Source organism: Nocardiopsis dassonvillei, assembly GCF_964273065.1.
GTDB classification, from domain to species: Bacteria; Actinomycetota; Actinomycetes; order Streptosporangiales; family Streptosporangiaceae; genus Nocardiopsis; species Nocardiopsis dassonvillei_B.
This window is the reverse complement of the sequence record NZ_OZ186815.1, coordinates 5,475,413-5,494,560: the sequence shown is the minus strand read 5'-3', so window position 1 is coordinate 5,494,560 and position 19,148 is coordinate 5,475,413. Positions and strand designations below refer to the sequence as shown.

The window sequence follows — 19,148 nt, the reverse complement described above, 5'->3', positions numbered from 1 at the left end:
CACGGATGGGCATAATGGCGCCCATGCCCCTACTCCCAGGTACCGCCCCGGCGCTCGTCGGCCGGGCCGCTCCCCTGGCGGCGCTCGCCGAGCACGCCCGCCTCTGCCGCACCGAGCGGTCCGGGGCGCTGCTGCTCGCCGGGGACGCCGGGATCGGCAAGACCCGGCTGGTGGCCGAGTTCGCCCGGACCCAGGGGTCCGTACTCGTCGGCGGCTGCCTGGAACTGGGCGTGGACGGCCTGGCCTACGCGCCCTTCACCGCGGCTCTGCGCCAGCTCCTGCGAGAAAGCGGACCGGAGCCCTTCGCCGTCGGGGAGCAGGCGGGCGAGCTCGCCCGCCTGCTCCCCGAGCTGGGCCCGGTCCCCGAGGGAGGGCACCGGGACCGGGGCGTGCTGTTCGGGCTGGTCCTGCACGTGCTGCGGACCGCCGCGGGCACGGACGGCCTGACCCTGGTCCTGGAGGACCTGCACTGGGCCGACGGCGCCACCCGCGACCTGCTCGTCTTCCTCATCCGCAACCTCGAACTCCCCGGCGTGCAGATCATCGCCACCTACCGCAGCGACGACCTGCACCGCGCCCACCCCCTGCGCCGCCTGCTGCCCGAGCTGGAGCGCCTGCCCTCGGTGACCCGCCTGGACCTGGAACCGCTCAGCCGCGCCGAGGTGGACGAGCACGTCCGCGCCCTGACCGGACGTGCCCGCACCCCCGCCGAACTCGACGACCTGTACCGGCGCAGCGACGGCATCCCGCTGTACGTGGAGGCACTGGCCGCCGCCGGCCCGCACCGGCCCGGCGGAGTGCCCGACGCCTTCCGCGACCTGCTGCTGGCCCCCGTGGACCGGCTGGACGACACCGCGCTGTCGGTGCTGCGCCTGTCCGCCGTCGGCGCGGTCTCCGGCACCGTCTCCCACGAAGCGCTGCGCCGCGTCTGCGACCTGGGCGACCGGGACCTGGAGATCGCCCTGCACACCCTGATCGACGGCCGGCTGCTGCACGTGGACGGCGAGGGCTACCGGTTCCGGCACGCCCTGCTGCGCGAGGCCGTCCACGAGTCCCTGCTGCCCGGTACCCGCACCCGCCTGCACCTGCGCTTCGCCGAGGCCGTCCGGGAGCACCCCGGCACCGTCCCCGGGGAGCGCCGCGCCGCCGAGCTGGCCCACCACTTCCAGGCCGCCCACGACCTGCCCCGGGCGGTGTCCGCCGCCTGGGACGCCGCCGAGCGTGCCGGGGAGTCCCTGGCCCACGGGGAGCGGCTGGCGATGCTCCGCCGCGTCCTGGAACTGTGGGACCGGGTACCCGGGGTGTCCGGGCTGCTGGGCGGTCGCGGGCGGCCCGAGGTGCTGGCCGAGGCGGCCCTGGCCGCGCTGGAGGGCGGACACCCCCGCACCGCCTGGGAACTGTGCGACGAGGCCCTGGCCGGGCTGCCCGCCGAGTCCGCCGACGACTCCGGCCGGGCCCTGCGGGCGAAGGTGCTGCGCTGCCGCGGGCAGGCCCGCACCCACTGCGTGGACGCGGGCGCCGAGCACGACCTCGCCGAGGCGCTGCGCCTGCACCCGCCGCACATGCCCGGGTACGCGCGCATGCTGTCGATCCTGGCCCGCGAGACCATGTTCCGCACCGAGGGGGCCGGCCCGCTGGACCGCTCCTCGGAGGAACTGGCCCGGGAGGCCATCGCCGCCGCCGAGCGCTCCGGTGACGACAGCGCCCTGGCCGCCGCCCTGGTCACCCTGGGCTCGGTGCTCATGGGCCGGGGGCTCCAGGACCTGGGCCGCCCCCACCTGGAGCGGTCCATCGAGCTGAGCCGCCGCATCGGCGACCCGATGATGGAGGCCCGCGGCGTCAACAACCTCTCCCACTACCTGCGCGAGCAGGGGCACCACGCCCGCGCCCTGGAACTCCTGGAGGCCTTCCTGGCGGCCCCCGGCAGAAGGGACTCCGGGTGGGTGCACGGCGGCTTCACCTCCCAGAACCTCGCCGAGCTCCACTACGAGACGGGGGACCTGGCCGGAGCACGCGCCATCGCCGCCCGGGCTCTGGGCCACAGCCCCTCCCCCATGCACCGGGTGTTCCTGCTGGTCCCGGCGGCCCGGGCGGCCATCGCCCAGGGAGACCTGGCCGCCGCGCGCTCCGGGACGGCCCGGGGAGAACTGAGGGAGGCGGGCATCGCCTCGCTCGACCGCGCCTCCGTACTGAGCCTGGAACGCCTGGACCAGGCACAGCAGGCGGCCTCCGCCTGGCTGGACCTGCTCCTGGCCGAGGGCGACGCCGAGACCGCCCGCACCTACGCGGTGCAGATCCTGGAACGCCCCGGGTTCACCGGGTCCGCCGGGTACGGGTGGGTGGTCGCCGAGCTGGCCGCCGAAGCGGTGCGCCGCACCGGCGCCGGACCCGGCGACCCCGCGCACGCCCTGGTGTCGGGCCTCCTGGACATGCCCGCGCGCGGCCCCGTCCAGGAGGCGTTCCGGGCCGCGACCGCCGCCAGGCTGGCCGAGGGGACCGCCGGCCCGCGGGAGGTCCTGGAGCGGTGGGCGGCGGCGGTGGCCGCCTGGGAGTCCACCCCCATGGTCCTGCACCTGGCCGCGGCCCGCCTGCGAGCCGCCCTGGCCGCCCTGGCCGTGCGCGACCAGGCGCGGGCCCGCGCCTGGTGGGAGCCGGTGGGGCCGGCCGCCGCGGCGAGCGGCGCGGTGCCCATGGAGCGGGAGGCCGCCGCGCTGGGCCGCCGCGCCGGGTTCACCGCCCCCGACCGGGCCGCGCCCGCCGGGCTGACCCCGCGTGAGGTCGAGGTGCTGCGGCTGCTGGCCGCCGGGAGCACCAACGCGCAGATCGCCGCGGAGCTGTTCATCTCGCCCAAGACGGCGAGCGTGCACGTCTCCAACATCCTCGCCAAGCTGGACGCCCCCAACCGGGCCTCCGCGGGGGCGCGCGCCCGGGACCTGGGGCTGGCCTGACACCGGTCCCAGGTGGTCCCGGCCGCAGGTGGGCCCGGTCCGGCGCCGCTCCCAGGTGACACCGGCCTCAGGTGGGCCCGGTCCGGCACGGTCCCAGGTGGACCCGGCCCGGCGCCGGTCTCGGACGGATCCGGTCCGGCGCCGCTCCCAGGTGACACCGGCCTCGGGCGGACCCGGTCCGGCGCCGGTCTCAGGCCGGGGCGGGGACGTCTCAGGCCGGGCCCGCCGGTTCCCCGATCCTGGACCCGATGTCTTAGCCCGGTCCCGCGGTGCCTCCCAGGAGGGGGTCCGGGACCGGGATTTCTCCCGATGCGGGGGCGGGGGTCTCAGCGGGATCGTGGAGTCGTCGGTGAGGGACACCGGCACCGCGACACCGCGGCACCGCTTCGAGGAGCACCCTGATGAACCCCGAACTGCTCAACGCCACCGCCCGCGCCATCGCCGAGGAACGCCTGCGCGCCGCGCAGCTGCGCCAGGAGGCCCTGCTGCGCCGGGCCGAGGCGCGCCGGCGCGAGCGGGGGGAACGCAAGGCCGGCCGCTTCGGTCGGGCCGCCTGATCAGGCGGCCCGACCGGGGCCCGGCCCCGGCCCGCGTCCGAAAATCACCCGCGTTCCGTCACCCGAGGTCGGCATAATGAGCGGTATGCCCCTTCTTGTCGACAATGGTCCCGTGTTCATCGGTCGCAGGGCCGAACTCGACGCCCTGTGCGACCACGCCCGACGCACCCGCACCACCGGCCCCGGCATGATCCTCCTGGGCGGCGACGCGGGAGTCGGCAAGAGCCGGCTCATCAGCGAGTTCGCCGCCACCCTCCCCCCGGGCGCGGTGTACGTCGGCGCCTGTCTGCAACTCGGCGGCGACGGCCTCTCCTACGCGCCCTTCACCGCGATCCTGCGCCAGCTCCTGCGCGAGCGCGGCCCCGAGCTGTTCGCGGCGGCCGCCCCGGGCGGCACCCGCGAGCTGGCCCGCCTGCTGCCCGAACTGCCGGAACCGGGCGGTCCGTCCACCGACCGCGTCGGGACCCGCGGGCTGCACTTCGAGCCCGAGAACCGCGGCATCCTCTTCGAGCAGGTGCTGCGCCTGCTCTACCAGAGCGCCGGGGACGAGGGGGTCACGTTCGTCCTGGAGGACCTGCACTGGGCCGACGGCGCCACCCGCGACCTGCTCGTCTTCCTCATCCGCAACCTCGAACTCCCCGGCGTGCAGATCATCGCCACCTACCGCAGCGACGACCTGCACCGCGCCCACCCCCTGCGCCGCCTGCTGCCCGAACTCGAACGCGTCCCGGGCGTGGAGTCGCTGCGCCTGGCCCCGCTCACCCTCACCGAGACCGGGGAGCACGCCGCCGCCCTGCGCGGGGGCGACGCGCTGGCCCCGCACGAGCTCGACGAGCTCTACCGCCGCACCGAGGGCGTCCCCCTGTTCGTGGAGACCCTGGCCGACTCCCCCACCGGCCACGGCGACGTTCCCGACCGGTTCCGCGACCTGCTCCTGGAACCCCTCCAGCGCTTCGACCACACCGCCTGGACCGTCCTGCGCACGGCCTCGGTGGGCGCCGTCTCCGGCGGTATCGACCACGAGGTGCTGCGCCAGGCCGCCGACCTGCCCGACCCCGACCTCGAGGCCGCCCTGCACGCCCTGGTCGACGCCAACGTCCTCAAGGTCCACGGCGAGGGCTACCGGTTCCGGCACGCCCTGCTGCGCGACGCGGTGCACGGCGAGCTCCTGCCCGGCCCGCACACCCGCCTGCACATGCGCTTCGCCCGCCTCATCGACGAGCGCCCCGACCTGTTCCCCTACGAGAGGCGCGCCTCCGAGGAGGCCCACCACTACATGGCCGCCCGCGAGCTGCCCGAGGCTCTGCAGGCCGCCTGGTGGGCCGCCGTCCGCGCCTCGGACACCCTCGCCTACAGCGAGGCGCTCGACATGCTGGAACGGGTCCTGTCCCTGTGGGACCGGGTGCCCGACGCCCGCGACCGCGTCCAGGGCCACAGCTGGGCCGAGGTCGTCTCCCGCGCCGCCGGCGCCGCCGTCGAGGCCGGACGCGGCGGCCGCGCCCTCGAACTCGCCGACGAGGCCCTGGCCACCCTGCCCGAGGACCCCGCCGACGACGAGACCCGCACCGTCAAGGCCACCCTCCTGCGCCGCCGCGGCCTGGCCCGCTCCCTGACCACCTGCGGCGGCGGCATCACCGACCTGGTCGCCGCCCTGGACCTGCACCCGCCCCACATGCCGGGTTACGCCTCCCTGCTGTCCATCCTGGCCCGCGAGAGCCTGCGCCACCGCGCCGACCGCGTCGTCCCGCCCGACCAGGAGCAGCTGCGCGACCTGCGCGAGGCCGGGCACTCGGCGCGCGCGCTCGCCGAGCGGGCCATCGCCCTGGCCGAGAGCTCCGACGCCGCAGACCGGTGCGCGGCCGCCGACGCCCGCATCACCCTGGGCAGCCTCCACATCGGCGAGGGCGACCTGGAGCGCGGCCGCCCGCTCATCGAGGAGGCGATGGGGATCGCCGCCGAGGTCTCCGAGCCCTCCCTGGAGGCGCGCGGCGCCGGGAACCTCGGGCACTTCCTCCGCGAACTGGGCCGCCACGAGGAGGGGCTGCGGGTCCTGGAGGAGTCCCTGGACCGCCACAAGGAGATGGGCTGGGCGTCGGTCCACGAGACGTTCAACCACCAGAACCGCGCCGAGATCCACTTCGAGCTGGGCCACCTGGCCGAGGCCCGCGCCATCTGCGAGAAGATCCTGCGCACCCGCGGCCCCCTCAAGGACCGCTCCTACGTGGACGCCGTCCTGGCCCGCAGCGCCGCCGCCATGGGCGACCTGGACACCGCTCTCACGGTCTCCGGCTGGTCCCGCAGCGGCCGGCTGACCGACGCCCAGCGCATGAACATCGTCCAGCTCGACCTGCTGGCCAAACTGGAGACCGGTCTGGCCGAGGGCTCCGTGGACGCCGTCCTGGCCCTGTCCGAACGGGCCCTGGAGCAGCTGGAGCTGGAGGCCTCGCGCGGCTACACCTGGCCCCTGGTCGACGTGATGGCCCAGGCCGCCGCACGCGGCGCCGAGGCCGGTCGGGGCGAGGGCGGCCGGAGCGGGGTCGCCGCGGCCCACCGCGTCATGGCCCTGGCAGTGAAGGTCGCCGAGGCCATGGCCGTCACCGGCACGCCCCAGCGCGCCCACCGCGCCCGGGTCCTGGCCTACGCCGCCGAACTCGACGGCACCGGCCCCGCGGACCGCCTCGACCTGTGGGAGCGCGCGGTGGCCGCATGGGAGGACACCCCCATGCCGCTGCACCTGGCCGCCGCCCGTCTGCGCGCCGCCCGCGCCGCCGTGGCCGCCGGGGAGCGCGACCGGGCCCGCGAGCTGGTGCGCGCCGCCCACGCGGCCGCCGACCGGCACGAGGCCGTCCCGCTGGCCGCATCCGCCGCCGACCTGGCCCGCCGCATCGGCGTCGGCCTCACCGACGAGGCGTCCGCCCCTGCCGCGCCCGCCGGGCTCACCGCCCGCGAGCTGGAGGTCGCCCGTCTGCTCGCCGTCGGGAGCACCAACGCCCGCATCGCCCAGGAGCTGTTCATCTCCGCCAAGACCGCCAGCGTCCACGTGTCCAACATCCTGGCCAAACTCGGCGTGCCCAACCGCGCCACCGCCGGGGCCCGCCTGCGTGAACTCGGCCTGGGCTGAGGAAGCCGCCCCGGCCGGGGGCCGACCGTCCGGGCTGTCTAGGGTTGAGGGGACCGCCCCCGGGTCGTTCCGGGTCGTTCCCGGGTCGCCCTCGGGTCGTTCCCGGACTGCCCCCGAACCGCCCCCCACGGACGAGGTACCCCCATGCCCCCATCGCCCGTATCCACCCGACGTACCCGCATCCGGATCGCCGTGGCGGCGTCCGCCGCCGTGGCCCTGGCCACAGGCGCCGCCCTCATCCTCGTCTCGGGCCCCGACCCGGCGCCCGGCACCCCGACCGGTGCCGACCGGGGCGGCCCCTCCTCCGGGCCGGTCGGATCCGCCGACCTCCTGGCCTACACGGGGCCGGAGGAGGACACCCGGATCGACCTCGGCCCGGGACCGTACACCCTTCCCGACGACCCGTGCGCGGTGCCGACCGCGGAGACCCTGGCCGGTCTCGGCCACACAGCGGACTCCGGCGTCCCCGGCGACCACGGCTGCTCGTGGAGCACCGAGAGCGCGGACGGGGGCCTGCACGGCCTCTCCCTGACATACACCTCCTGGGAGGACGCCGAACAGGCCCGGCTCCGCTTCGACGAGGAGTTCGACCGGGTCCGCGACGGAGGCGGCACCCCGCACTGGGACCAGGCCTCCAACGCCGGCGAGCAGAGCCGCCTGGCCCTGGCGTCGCGGGACGGCACCCACCTGGCGACCCTGCTGGCCCGCCACGGGGAGGTGCACGTGACCGTGGCGCGCACCTACACCCCCGGCACCGGGGGCGGCGCCGCCCCGGAGCGGAGCGCGGAGGTGCGGCTCATGCCGGAGCTGGGCCGCCAGGCCCTCAACGGCCTGGGGTGACGTTCGGAACGGTCCGGGGTCGCCCGGAACGGTCCGGGGCGAAGCGCCCTGCGGCCTGGGACGGCGCCCGGAACGGTCCGGGGCCGCCCTGAACAGCCTGGGGTGAAGCGCCCGGCGGCCTGGGACGGCCCCGCCGCGGGCCGGCGGTACGGGCGTCTCAGACCGTCCAGCGGTTGGAGATCGGCAGCCGCCGGTCCCGGCCCAGGTTGCGGGCGCTGATCTTGGTGCCCGGCGCCGACTGGCGGCGCTTGTACTCGGCCCGGTCCACCAGCCGGATCACCCGGCGCACCAGGTCGGGGTCGTATCCGGCGAAGACCAGCTCCGCCTCCCCCTTGTCGGTACCGATGTAGGCGTCCAGCACCGCGTCCAGCTCGGCGTAGTCGGGCAGCGAGTCGGTGTCGAGCTGGTCCGGGCTCAGCTCGGCGCTGGGCGGCTTCTCGATCGAGTTCTCCGGGATCGGGGGGATCGCCCCCTCCCGGGCGGCCTCGGCGTTGCGCCAGCGCGCCAGCTTCCACACCAGCGTCTTCCAGCAGTCCTTGATGGGGGCGAACCCGCCCACCGAGTCGCCGTACAGCGTCGAGTAGCCGGTGGCCGCCTCGCTCTTGTTGCCGGTGGCCAGCACCAGGTGGCCCTCCTGGTTGGACAGCGCCATCACCAGGGTGCCGCGCACCCGCGCCTGGAGGTTCTCCGCCGCCAGCCCGTCCAGCCGGGCGTCCGCTGCGGCCACGGCCGACTCGAAGGCCTCCACCACCGGGGCGATCGCGATCGTACGGGCCGCGAACCCCTGTCGCCGGGCCAGCTCCTCGGCGTCGGAGACCGAATGGCCGCTGGAGTGCCCGCTGGGCAGCAGCACCCCGTGCACCCGTCCGGCTCCCACGGCGTCCACGGCGATCGTCGCGGTGAGCGCCGAGTCGATCCCGCCGGAGATCGCCACCAGCACCGACTCGAACCCGTTCTTGGCCACGTAGTCGCGCAGCCCCGTGACCAGCGCCCGGTACACCTCGCCCACGTCCGACAGCGGGTCCGGCCGCGGGGTGACCGTGTTCTCCTGGGGCGTGTAGGGCTCCACCGGGTCCGCGGACACGGTGCGCCGGACCACCGTCAGGCCGTCCGCGAGCCCGCCGTCGGGCACGCCCGACGCCCCGCCCGCGGGCAGGTCCAGGTCGGCCACCAGCAGCGTCTCCGTGAACTGGGGGGCGCGGGCCACCAGCTCGCCCTCGGCGTCCACCACCAGCGAGTCGCCCTCGAAGACCAGCTCGTCCTGGCCGCCCACCATGTTCACGTACGCCAGCGCCGCCCCGATCTCCCGGGCCCGGCGCTGGCACAGCTCCAGGCGCACGTCGTCCTTGTGCCGCTCGTAGGGCGACCCGTTGAGCGACAGCAGCAGCCCCACCCTGGCCGCGCGGGCCGCCGTGACCGGCCCGCCCTCCTGCCACAGGTCCTCGCACACCGCGATCCCCACGTCCACCCCGCGTACCCGCACCACCGGCAGCGTGTCTCCCGGCACGAAGTTGCGGAACTCGTCGAACACGCCGTAGTTGGGGAGGTGGTGTTTGGCGGAGGTGACCGCCACCGTCCCCTCGTGCAGGACCGCCACCGCGTTCTGCGGGGCGCCCGCGGGCTGCCCGTACCGGGCGCCCGGCCCCTCCCTGCGCGACAGGAAGCCCACCACCACCGGCAGGTCCCCCAGCCCCTCGCGTGCCAGCTCACCGGCCAGGCGGCGGACCGCCTTCACCGAGGCGGAGACGAAGGAGTTGCGCAGGGCCAGGTCCTCCACCGGGTAGCCGGTGACCACCATCTCCGGCAGGGCGAGCAGGTGCGCCCCCCGCTCCCGGGCCTGCCGGGCGGAGTCCACGACGATCCTCAGATTGCCCTCCAGGTCACCGACCGTGGGGTTGACCTGGGCGAGTGCGATTCTCAGCTGTGCCACGGGCACGAGCCTAACCGGGTGGGTGGGGGCGGCGCGGACTCGGGGGCTTCCGGGTGCGGCGGAGGGAGGGATGGGGGGTGGGGGCGGGGGGAGGTGGAGGGAGGGGTGGGGATGGGGGGAGGTGGAGGGAGGGGTGGGGATGGGGGGAGGGATGGGGGAGGTGGGGGAGGTGGAGGGGGAGAGATGGCGGGTGGAGGGAGGGGAGGGAGGAAGGGTTGACGGGCGCGTCCGGGCGGGTAGGCCCCGGGGCGCACCGCCACCGGCCATAATGCGAGTACGAGGGGACGAACCGGACGGCCCGAGCGGCGGGCGCGGAAATACCCCGGAAATATGCGCACGGCAGACTGGGACCGGGACAGCGGCCCCGGGCCGACCGTCATCGAGGAAGGTTGATCGTGAATCGACAGCAGGAATTCGTGCTCCGCACGTTGGAGGAGCGCGACATCCGGTTCGTGCGGCTGTGGTTCACCGACGTGCTCGGGTACCTCAAGTCGGTGGCGGTGGCCCCCGCCGAACTCGAAGCGGCCTTCTCCGAGGGCATCGGGTTCGACGGCTCGGCCATCGAGGGCTTCGCCCGCGTGTACGAGGCCGACATGCTGGCCCAGCCCGACCCGTCCACGTTCCAGGTGCTGCCCTGGCGCAACGAGCCGCACGGCACCGCGCGCATGTACTGCGACATCCTCATGCCCGACGGCTCGCCGTCCTTCGCCGACCCCCGGCACGTCCTCAAGCGCCAGCTGGGCAAGGCCTCCGACCTCGGGTTCACGTTCTACACGCATCCCGAGATCGAGTTCTACCTGCTCAAGAAGATGCCCGAGCTGGGCGAGCTGCCCGAGCCCAACGACTCCGGCGGCTACTTCGACCACACCCCGCACAACAGCGCGCACGACTTCCGGCGCAACGCCATCAACATGCTGGAGGCCATGGGCATCTCCGTGGAGTTCAGCCACCACGAGGGCGGCCCGGGCCAGCAGGAGATCGACCTGCGGTACGCGGACGCGCTGACCACCGCCGACAACATCATGACCTTCCGGCTCGTGATGAAGGAGGTGGCGATGGAGCAGGGCGTGTACGCGACGTTCATGCCCAAGCCCTTCACCCAGTACCCCGGGTCGGGCATGCACACCCACCTGTCGCTGTTCGAGGGCGACCGCAACGCCTTCTACGAGCCCGGCGCCGAGTACCAGCTCTCCAAGATCGGGCGCGGGTTCATCGCGGGCCTGCTGCGCCACGCCGACGAGATCACCGCGGTCACCAACCAGTGGGTGAACTCCTACAAGCGGCTGTGGGACGACCCCGCCGCGTCCGCGGGCATGGGCGGTGAGGCCCCGGCGTACATCTGCTGGGGGCACAACAACCGGTCGGCGCTGGTGCGGGTGCCGATGTACAAGCCCGGCAAGTCCAACTCCAGCCGGATCGAGATCCGCTCCATGGACACCGCCTGCAACCCGTACCTGGCGTACGCGGTGATCCTGGCCGCGGGTCTGAAGGGCATCGAGGAGGGCTACGAGCTGCCGCCGGGCGCCGAGGACGACGTGTGGGCGCTCACGGACTCCGAGCGCCGGGCGCTGGGCATCCGCCCGCTGCCGCAGAGCCTGGACGAGGCACTGCGGTTGATGGAGAACAGCGAGCTGGTAGCCGAGACGCTCGGTGAGCACGTGTTCGACTTCTTCCTGCGCAACAAGAAGGCCGAGTGGGAGGACTACCGGCGCCAGGTGACGCCGTACGAGCTGCAGAGGTACCTGCCGACGCTCTGAGGTGGGGTGGAGGGCCCTGGGTCCCGGGGGGTGATGAGGCCGGGGGCTGTGGGTTCCGTGGGGCCTGGGGTCCTTGGGGTCCTTGGGGTTGTGGGTCCCGGCCGTATGGCCGGGGCCCGTTCTGCGTTGGGGGCGGGGGTGGGCGCGCTTGTTCGGGTTCGTCCCTCTGTGGTGCGGGGGGGCACGTACGGCTGGGGCCACCCCGGCGGGGGCTGGTGTTACAAGCGGGGTCGGACAGGCCCGTCCGTTTGCAGGCGGACCCTTCCTCCGTGGTCCTGTGGTCGGGCGGGGCAGGCCTCGCGCGCACCCGCCCCGTAAGCCCCCACCACCCCGCACGCCCGTCGAACGCCCAGGTCCGGTGGTCTGCCGGGCGCCGACTGCGACGGGGCGGGCCCGCGCTCCGCGGTCTGTGCCTTTCCAGGCGGCTGGGCTTTTGGAGACCAACGCCTGCTGTCGGGAGCGACCACAGACCGCCCTTTCCAGGTGGTGCACGTTTTGGAGACCTCCAAGTCCGCCTACCCCCCTGGGGTACGGGCCGAGGTTCTCCCCCGCTTTCACCCCCTGGGGCGGGGTTCCGGTTCTTCCTTGGTCAACCCCCTGGGGGTGGGGTGGGAAACCCGCCTGCGGCTTTCACCCCCGGGGCGGGGGTTCCGGTTCTTTCTTGGTCAACCCCGTGGGGTTGAGGCGGGAGCCCTCCCACGGTCTTCACCGTCGGGGGTGTGTCCGGTTGTGGTGGAGGGCTCCGGGTGCTTTCACCTCTTGGGGCGGTGGGAGAGGAGGGCGGTGAGGGCGGCGCCGAGGGCGCCCAGGAGGAAGACGAGGGCGAGCGGGCCTCCGACGATGACCACCAGGCCCAGGCCGATGTTGGCGCCGATGGTGGGAGCGGTGGCGACCGCCCACCACAGGCCGGCGAACAGGGCCGCCGGTACGGCGAGGAAGGCCGCCAGGCCCCAGGCGAAGGCCGCCCGCCTCGCCCGCAGTTCGCGGACCAGCAGCGCCGCGCCGGCCAGGGCGAGCAGCAGGCCGCCGATCCCGAGGACGGGCACGGCCCACTCCGGCACCGGCGGCGGCGCGATCGCGTAGTCCGCCTCCTCCGGGGTGATCCCCCAGGCGCGGGCCTCCTCCGGGGAGCTGCGGGCCGCCCACCACGCGGCCAGCGCCGCACCGGCCAGTAGCAGGGCGGTGTACAGCGCGAGAACCGGGCGGGGAGGACGGGTCACGGTCGTGTTCATACCTCAGATCCTGGCGCCTGCGGCGCCGCGGGCGCATGAGTGCGGGTACTCACGAACAGCGGCAGGGGGGTGAGGAGCAGCAGCACCCCCGCGGCGCCGATCGCGAACCGGGCGTCCGTCGCCGCCGCGAGCAAGCCCCACAGGGCCGTCAGGAGCGCGGTGGCCGCGGTCCCCGTCACGTTCCAGGCCACCAGGACCCGTCCCGTCCGGTCGCCGGGGACCAGCCGCAGGCGCTCGGCGGCGAACAGCGGGGTGAACACCCCCGTGCAGGTGACCAGGGCCAGCTCCACCGCGATGACCGGCACCGCGCCCGCCGTCCCCGGTCCCGCCAGGACCAGCCCGACGGGCCACAGCACCCGCAGCGCACCCGCTGCGAGCAGGACCCGCCGCCTCCCGAACCGCGCCTCCAGCACCGGGGCCAGCCGCGCCCCCAGCAGCCCGCCGACGCAGGGCGGTCCGAAGGCCAGCCCGTACAGCCAGGCCGGCCACCCCAGCTCGCCCAGCAGCAGCACGGCCAGTAGGGGCACGGTGGCGGTGATCAGCGCGTTCACCGCCACGGTGTTCAGGAACAGCGGCCGCAGCCCGCGGTCGGCCCAGATGAACCGCCACCCCCGGACCAGGTCGGCCCGCGCGGGAGCCGGGCGCGCGGGCGGCTCCTCCCGCTCCCTGACCGCCGTGATCGCCAGCCCCGACGCCAGGAACCCGAACGCGTTGGCGGCCACGGTGGCCACCGGTCCCAGCAGTGCGACGGCCGCCCCGCCCGCCGGCGGGCCGACCGCGGCCGCGGTCCAGAGCGTCGACTCGAACCGGCCGTGCGCGACCACCAGCAGATCGGGCGGCACGATCCGCTTGAGGTAGGCGCCGCCGGCCGCGCGGAACGCGATGTCGGCCGCGACCCCGACCACGGACACCGCCACCAGCTGCGGGTACGTCAGCAGTCCCGCGAAGTGGGCGGCCGGGACCGTCAGCAGCGCGGCGCAGCGCACGGCGTCGGCCCCGACCATGACCGGCCGCTTGCGCCGCCGGTCCACCCACGGCCCCAGCGGCACCGCCGCAAGCGCGCCCACCACCGGTCCGACGGCCGCGAGCGCCGACACCTGGGCCGGACCCGCCCCCAGCACGGTGACCGCGATCAGGGAGAACGCCCCGAACCCCAGCCAGGTCCCGGCCGCGGACGCGGCGTACCCCGCCCACAGCCACCCGAACGCACTGCCCAACCTGTGCCGCGACACCCTGCCTCCTACCGCCGCGGAGAATCAGAGCAGACGGACCCGCCCGTGATCCAACAACCGCGGGCCCGGGCCCCACAACCGCGGGTTGTGGCCGCCTACGATGCCGGTCATGGACATCGAGGCCGTGCGCACCTTCGTCGCCGTCGCCGAGGCCGGGCGCTTCCAGGACGCCGCCGCCGACCTGCGCGTCAGCCAGCAGGCCGTCTCCAAGCGCATCGCCGGCCTCGAACGATCCCTGGGGGCCGTCCTGTTCACCCGCACGGCGCGCGGGGCCCGGCTCACCCCCGAGGGCGGCGCCTTCCTCCCGCACGCCCGCGAGGTCCTGCGCGCCGTGGACCGGGCCGCGTCCTCCGTGCGCCCCGGGGCGCGGCCCCTGCGGGTGGACGTGCTGAGCCGGCGCATCGCCCCGGCCGCCGCCCTGCACCGGTTCCACCGCGCACACCCGGGCGCCGGCCTGGACGTGGTCGCGCTCCCGGACGCCGACGCCGGGACCGCGGCCGCGGAACTCCTGGCCGGGCGGATCGACGCGACGTTCCGCGCGGCCGCCGACCCGCCCGCGGGGGTCACCGCCGAACGCGTCCTGGACGACCCCCTCCAGTTGCTGGCGGGTCCGCGCCACCCGCTCGCCCGGGCGGCCTCACTGCGCCCGTCGGAACTGGCGGGGCACCGCATCTGGATCCCCGGCATCCGTCCGGGCACCGAGTGGTCCGACTTCTACGACGCCCTGGCGCGGGCGTTCGACCTGGGCATCGACGCGGCCGGACCGAACTTCGGCAGCGACGCCATGCTGGACACCATCGCGGAGTCGGCGACCGTGGCGACGCTGGTGTGCGCCGGGGACCGGTACGTGTGGCCCGAGTCCCCCGGCCTGCGCCGGATCCCGCTGACCGACCCGGTTCCGGTGTACCCCCACTCCCTGCTGTTCCGCACCGGGGACCCGCACCCGGTCCTGGCCCTGCTCCGCCGCCACCTCGCCGCCCACCGGCCGCCCGTTTCCGGCCCGGTCTGGGAACCCTGGGCCTGAGGGCTTGCGCCCCGGGTCCGGGTAGTCTTATCTTCCATGTGTAAGAACTTTCTTACATGTATAGGAAAGACATGACACAGCGCGAACCCACCGGTGACGAGCTCGTCGAGCTGTTCGCCGCGCTCGCCAACCCGGTGCGCCTGCGGATCATCGCGACGCTCCGGGACGGCCGCGACTACGTCAGCAACCTCGCGCGCGTCATCGGCGTCAGCCGCCCCCTGCTCCACATGCACCTCCAGCGCCTGGAGGCGGCCGGGCTGGTCGTCGGCAGCCTCGAACTGTCCGAGGACGGCAAGGCCATGAAGTACTTCGAGCTCGCCGCCCTCGACCTGCGCCTCACCCCGGAACTCATCGCCACCGCGGCCGCGAGCCTCACCGACAAGGAGAAGAAGTGATGGACTGGCCCACCGTGATCCTCATCCTCGGCCTGTGCGCGATCGCCACCTTCATCGGCATCGCGATCGAGTCCAGCCGCCAGGAATCCCGCAAGCTCACCATCGGCGCCGCCCGCGCCGACGAACTCCAGCGCCTCGTGGCCCGCTACGAGGAGCTGTCCGCCACCACCCTGGACGCCCAGCAGCGCACCGCCGCGGACGTCGCCGAGCTGCGCGCCCGCGCAGCCTCGATCGAGCAGATCCTGCGAACGGTGGAATGACCGTGGCCACGATGCGCGCGCTCCTGCAGAGCGCCTACGGCGAGGCCCGCGACGTCCTCGCGTTCGACGAGGTGCCCGTCCCCGAGCCGGGAGCGGGCGAGGTCCGGGTCCGGGTCCACGCCGCGACTCTGAACGCCGCCGACGTGTACATCATGCGCGGCGAGCCCACCGTGGGCCGCCTCGCCTTCGGCCTGCCCCGGCCCCGGCAGCGGATCCGCGGCCGGGACCTGGCGGGCGTCGTCGACGCCGTCGGCCCCGGCGTGACCGGCCTGGCCGCGGGCGACCGGGTCGCCGCCGAGGGCGAGGCCGCCCTGGCCGGGTACACCTGCCTGAAGGCGTCCCTGGCGGTGCGGATACCCGACGGGCTGCCGATGGACCGGGCCGCCGCCGTGCCGCTGGCCGGGGTGACGGCGCTCCAGGCGGTGCGCACCGGCGGGGTGGGGCCCGGACACCGGGTGCTCGTCAACGGCGCCTCCGGCGGCGTGGGCACCTTCGCCGTGCAGCTCGCCGCCGCGGCCGGGGCCGGGGTCACCGGCGTGTGCAGCGCCCGGAACGGTGAACTCGTGCAGTCGCTCAGCGCCCGCGCCCTCGACTACGCGGCCGAGGACTTCACCCGCACCGGACCCTACGACGTCGTCATCGACCTGGCCGGGAACCGGACCCTGCGCGAGCTGCGGTCCGCACTCGCCCCGACCGGGACCCTGGTCCTCTCCTCGGGCCACGGGAGCCGGGCCATGGGACCGCTGTGGCGCAACGCCGCCGCCTCGCTGGCCTCGCCGTTCTCCCGGCAGGACCTGCGCCCCTTCCTGGCCCGGACGGACCCGGACGACGTCGGCGAGCTGCTCTCCCGGGTCGCGGCCGGAACCCTGCACCCCGTCATCGGCCGGACCTACCCGTTCGAACGGGCCGTGGACGCGCTCGCCCACGTCTCGGAGGGCCACGCCCGCGGCAAGGTGGTGGTCACCCGGGAGTGATCCCCAGCTCCCGGGCCCGCACCGCCGCGGCGTGGCGGTTGGTCACCCCGAGCTTGCCCATGAGGTTGGACATGTGCACGCTCACCGTCTTGGCCGAGATGAACAGCTCCTCCCCGATCTCGGTGTTGGTACGCCCCGCGGCCGCGTGCGCCAGGACCTGCGCCTCGCGGGGCGTCAGCCCCGCCGGAAGCCCCGCCGTCCCGGCCACCGCACGCAGCGGCTCCACGTACCGCTCCCGCACCGGCGCACCGGTGTCGAGCAGGGAGACCGCCCTCTCCAGCTCCCCGAACAGCTCGCCCGCCCGGCCGTGCTCCCCCGCCCCCGCAGCGGCGCGGCAGGCCTCGTCCAGCATCAGGAGCTCCTCCGTGCGCAGCCCCCTGCCGCGCACCATCCCCAGCGCCCGCTCCCACCCCGCCAGGGCCGCCGCGGGTCCGGCCTCCCCCAGCGCCCGGGCCTGGAGGCGCCGCAGCTCCCCGAACGGGGTGGTCCACCACTGCGACGGGCGCAGGAACACCTCGGCCGCCCGTGCCGCCTCCTCGGCCCGGGCCGGGAGCCCGGCCCGCCGCAGGGCGCGCACCAGGCCGGCCACCGGGACCGGCCCGCCCAGCGACGACTGCGTCGGCGGCCTCCCGCGCTCGCGCGCGGCCATCCGGCGCACCGTCTCCAGGGCCTCCTCCAGCTCCCCCTCCGCGGTCAGCACCCGGACTCCCAGCTGGTCCACCGCCGCGCACACCTCCGCCTCGGCGTCCCGCCGCCGGACCTCCCGGGCGACCCGCTCCCAGTGCTCCCGGGCCCCCGCCGGGTCCCGTTCCGCCAGGCGGATCTCGGCGAGCACGATCCGGCGGCTCTCCCCGTGGGGCCCGTCCCCGTGGAGACCGGACAGGGCCTCCTCCGCCTCGCGCATCCGACCCAGGTCCAGGAGCACCCCCGCCATCTCCGTTACCAGGTGGGGTCCGCGGGTCCGGGTGAGCCCCAGCTCCGCGCACCGGTCCAGGGCGGCCCGCTCCGCCCGCAGGGCGTCGTGCCACTCCAACCGGTACATGTGGTGGACGACGATGTTGTTGCGCGCCCGCAGTTCCGCGTCGGCCATGCCCAGTTCCCGCGCCCGTTCCAGCCCCTCGGTGAGCAGGCTCGGGGGACCGTCCGCGCGCCCCACCTCCAGCGCGCTGCCCAGGGTGACGAGGGCGTCGGCCTCGCTGTGCCGGTCCCCGGCCGCGCGGGCCCGGTCCAGGACCTCCCCGGCCGCCCGGGCCGCCTCCTCCTCCCGGCCGATCGGGTAGAGGAGCGCAGCGCGGGCACCGTGGACCGCGATGAGGCCGGGGTGCCCCTCCGGCAGCAGCTCGGCCGCCCCGTCCAGCGCCTCCAGTCCCTCGGCGCGGCGGCCCAGCGCCCTGAGCGCCTGGGAGCGCAGCAGCAGGAACCGGGCCCGGGCGGGGGGATCCGTCTCCGCGGCCGCGCCCTCCTCCGCGTAGCGCAGCGCCTCGGAGGAGGAACCACCGGTCTGCACGGCCGCCCGGGCCGCGTCCGCGAGCAGCCGCCCGCGCGTGACGCCCAGCGGTGCGGCCACGGCCTCCGGGTCCGGCAGCAGCTCCCACAGTTCCAGCAGCCGCTCCAGCGCCGCCAGGTGCTCGGGGTGGGCGAACGCGCCCGCCGCGTGCCCGGCCGCCGCCCACCGGGCGGCGAAGGCGCGGGCGTGGTCGTGCACGGCGTCGGCGTGGTGGGCCAGGCGCAGCACCCGCTCCGCTTCGGCCAGGCCCGGCACCCCCGCCTCCAGGGCGGACACGTACCGGCGGTGGCCGCGCACCCGCTGTCCGGGGAGCAGGTCCTCGCGCACGGCCTCGGCCAGCAGCGCGTGCCGGAACCCGTAGTACTCCCCCTCCACACGCAGCACCCGGGCGTCGACGGCCCGGCGCAGCACCCCGTCCAGCTCGTCCTCGGAGAGGTCGGCGGCGACGGCCGCCAGCAGCGCGTGGGGCACGCGGACGCCCGCCAGGGCCGCCAGGCCCAGGACCGCGCGGTCGGTGTCGGGGAGGCGGTCGACTGCGCGCAGCAGCACGTCGCGGGAGGTGTCGGGGAGGGTGTCGTCCGGGGAGGACACCAGGGCCTCCACGAACAGGGGGTTGCCGCCGCTGCGCTCGCAGAGCAGGTCCAGCGCGCGGGGGCCGGGGCGCTCCCCGTCCCGCAGCGCCGCCGCCTGGGCGGCGACCTCCTCCCGGTCGAAGGGGGCCAGGTCCAGCCGGGTGGCCCGGGCCGGGCGCTCCAGGTCGGGGAGGAGGCGGCGCAGGGGGTGGGTGCGGTGCAGGTCGTCGGTGCGGACGGTCACGAGCAGGTGGACCGGGGCGGGGCCGAGGTTGCGCACCAGGAAGAGGAGGAGGTCGCGGGTGGAGGCGTCGGCCCAGTGCAGGTCCTCGACCGCCAGGGCCAGGCCGCCGTCGGCGGCGGTGTCCTCCAGGTAGGACAGGACGGCCTCGAACAGCCGGGCGCGGTCCTCGTCGGGTGCGGCGGCGGTCCCGAGTTCGGGCAGCAGCCGGGCGAGCGCTCCCGCCCGGGCCGGGGCGGGCGGGACCCGGCGGGTCAGGTGGCGCAGGGCGGCGGTGAAGGGGGCGAGGGCGACGGTCTCGCCGCTGGTCTCCAGGCAGGCGCCGACCGCCGTGCGGGCCAGCGGCGTGCGCCGCAGGTACTCCTCCAGCAGACGGGTCTTGCCGACCCCGGCGTCACCGAGGATCAGGGTGGTCCGCGCGTCCCCGCGGGCGCTGAGGTCCGTTTCGGCCAGCAGGTGGGCCAGGGCGGGTCCGCGTCCGATGAACGGCGTAGGGGTGGACATGCGGTCAGTATGCCTGGGCGGCGCGACAGGCCCACCTTTACGACATAGATCACA

At 75.5% G+C, this 19,148-nt stretch carries 13 protein-coding genes; 9 read left to right on the top strand and 4 right to left on the bottom strand.

The window, feature by feature from the left end:
• The first annotated feature begins 23 nt into the window (after positions 1 to 23).
• The 4 genes from ACSUPR_RS24585 (at position 24) to ACSUPR_RS24570 (ending at position 7,466) form a co-directional block, all read left to right on the top strand.
• On the top strand, positions 24 to 2,948 hold the full coding sequence (locus ACSUPR_RS24585; protein ID WP_436887090.1) for an ATP-binding protein: 2,925 nt from the start codon (positions 24 to 26) through the stop codon (positions 2,946 to 2,948).
• Positions 2,949 to 3,349: 401 nt separating this feature from the next.
• Positions 3,350 to 3,505 carry a hypothetical protein gene (locus ACSUPR_RS24580; RefSeq protein ID WP_436887089.1) on the top strand — a complete coding sequence of 52 codons (156 nt, stop codon included), beginning with the start codon at positions 3,350 to 3,352 and terminating at the stop codon, positions 3,503 to 3,505.
• Positions 3,506 to 3,617: 112 nt separating this feature from the next.
• Positions 3,618 to 6,626: a helix-turn-helix transcriptional regulator gene (locus ACSUPR_RS24575; RefSeq protein ID WP_436887088.1), complete on the top strand. Its 3,009-nt coding sequence runs from the start codon at positions 3,618 to 3,620 to the stop codon at positions 6,624 to 6,626.
• A gap of 144 nt (positions 6,627 to 6,770) precedes the next feature.
• Complete coding sequence (locus ACSUPR_RS24570; protein WP_436887087.1) at positions 6,771 to 7,466, top strand: hypothetical protein; 696 nt, start codon at positions 6,771 to 6,773, stop codon at positions 7,464 to 7,466.
• Between the two features lie 157 nt (positions 7,467 to 7,623).
• On the opposite strand, the gene ACSUPR_RS24565 is transcribed toward ACSUPR_RS24570, so the two are convergent.
• Complete coding sequence (locus ACSUPR_RS24565) at positions 7,624 to 9,396, bottom strand: NAD+ synthase (protein WP_436887086.1); 1,773 nt, start codon at positions 9,394 to 9,396, stop codon at positions 7,624 to 7,626.
• A 395-nt stretch (positions 9,397 to 9,791) separates the two neighbouring features.
• On the opposite strand from ACSUPR_RS24565, the gene ACSUPR_RS24560 reads away from it, so the two are divergent.
• On the top strand, positions 9,792 to 11,153 hold the full coding sequence (locus ACSUPR_RS24560; protein WP_436887085.1) for a glutamine synthetase family protein: 1,362 nt from the start codon (positions 9,792 to 9,794) through the stop codon (positions 11,151 to 11,153).
• A gap of 752 nt (positions 11,154 to 11,905) precedes the next feature.
• On the opposite strand, the gene ACSUPR_RS24555 is transcribed toward ACSUPR_RS24560, so the two are convergent.
• Complete coding sequence (locus ACSUPR_RS24555) at positions 11,906 to 12,385, bottom strand: hypothetical protein (protein WP_436887084.1); 480 nt, start codon at positions 12,383 to 12,385, stop codon at positions 11,906 to 11,908.
• Entirely contained in the window at positions 12,382 to 13,617 is a 1,236-nt protein-coding gene (locus ACSUPR_RS24550; RefSeq protein WP_436887083.1) for an MFS transporter, read from the bottom strand. The genes ACSUPR_RS24555 and ACSUPR_RS24550 overlap by 4 nt, the downstream gene beginning before the upstream one ends.
• 109 nt (positions 13,618 to 13,726) lie before the next feature.
• Between ACSUPR_RS24550 and ACSUPR_RS24545 the strand changes: the two genes are divergently transcribed.
• The 4 genes from ACSUPR_RS24545 (at position 13,727) to ACSUPR_RS24530 (ending at position 16,270) form a co-directional block, all read left to right on the top strand.
• On the top strand, positions 13,727 to 14,641 hold the full coding sequence (locus tag ACSUPR_RS24545; protein WP_436887082.1) for a LysR family transcriptional regulator: 915 nt from the start codon (positions 13,727 to 13,729) through the stop codon (positions 14,639 to 14,641).
• A 71-nt stretch (positions 14,642 to 14,712) separates the two neighbouring features.
• Positions 14,713 to 15,036: an ArsR/SmtB family transcription factor gene (locus ACSUPR_RS24540; RefSeq protein WP_436887081.1), complete on the top strand. Its 324-nt coding sequence runs from the start codon at positions 14,713 to 14,715 to the stop codon at positions 15,034 to 15,036.
• On the top strand, positions 15,036 to 15,296 hold the full coding sequence (locus ACSUPR_RS24535; RefSeq protein WP_436887080.1) for a hypothetical protein: 261 nt from the start codon (positions 15,036 to 15,038) through the stop codon (positions 15,294 to 15,296). The genes ACSUPR_RS24540 and ACSUPR_RS24535 overlap by 1 nt, the downstream gene beginning before the upstream one ends.
• A gap of 11 nt (positions 15,297 to 15,307) precedes the next feature.
• On the top strand, positions 15,308 to 16,270 hold the full coding sequence (locus tag ACSUPR_RS24530) for an NAD(P)-dependent alcohol dehydrogenase (RefSeq protein ID WP_436892127.1): 963 nt from the start codon (positions 15,308 to 15,310) through the stop codon (positions 16,268 to 16,270).
• Here the strand turns inward: ACSUPR_RS24530 and ACSUPR_RS24525 are convergent.
• On the bottom strand, positions 16,257 to 19,094 hold the full coding sequence (locus tag ACSUPR_RS24525; protein WP_436887079.1) for a helix-turn-helix transcriptional regulator: 2,838 nt from the start codon (positions 19,092 to 19,094) through the stop codon (positions 16,257 to 16,259). The genes ACSUPR_RS24530 and ACSUPR_RS24525 overlap by 14 nt on opposite strands.
• Positions 19,095 to 19,148 lie beyond the last annotated feature (54 nt).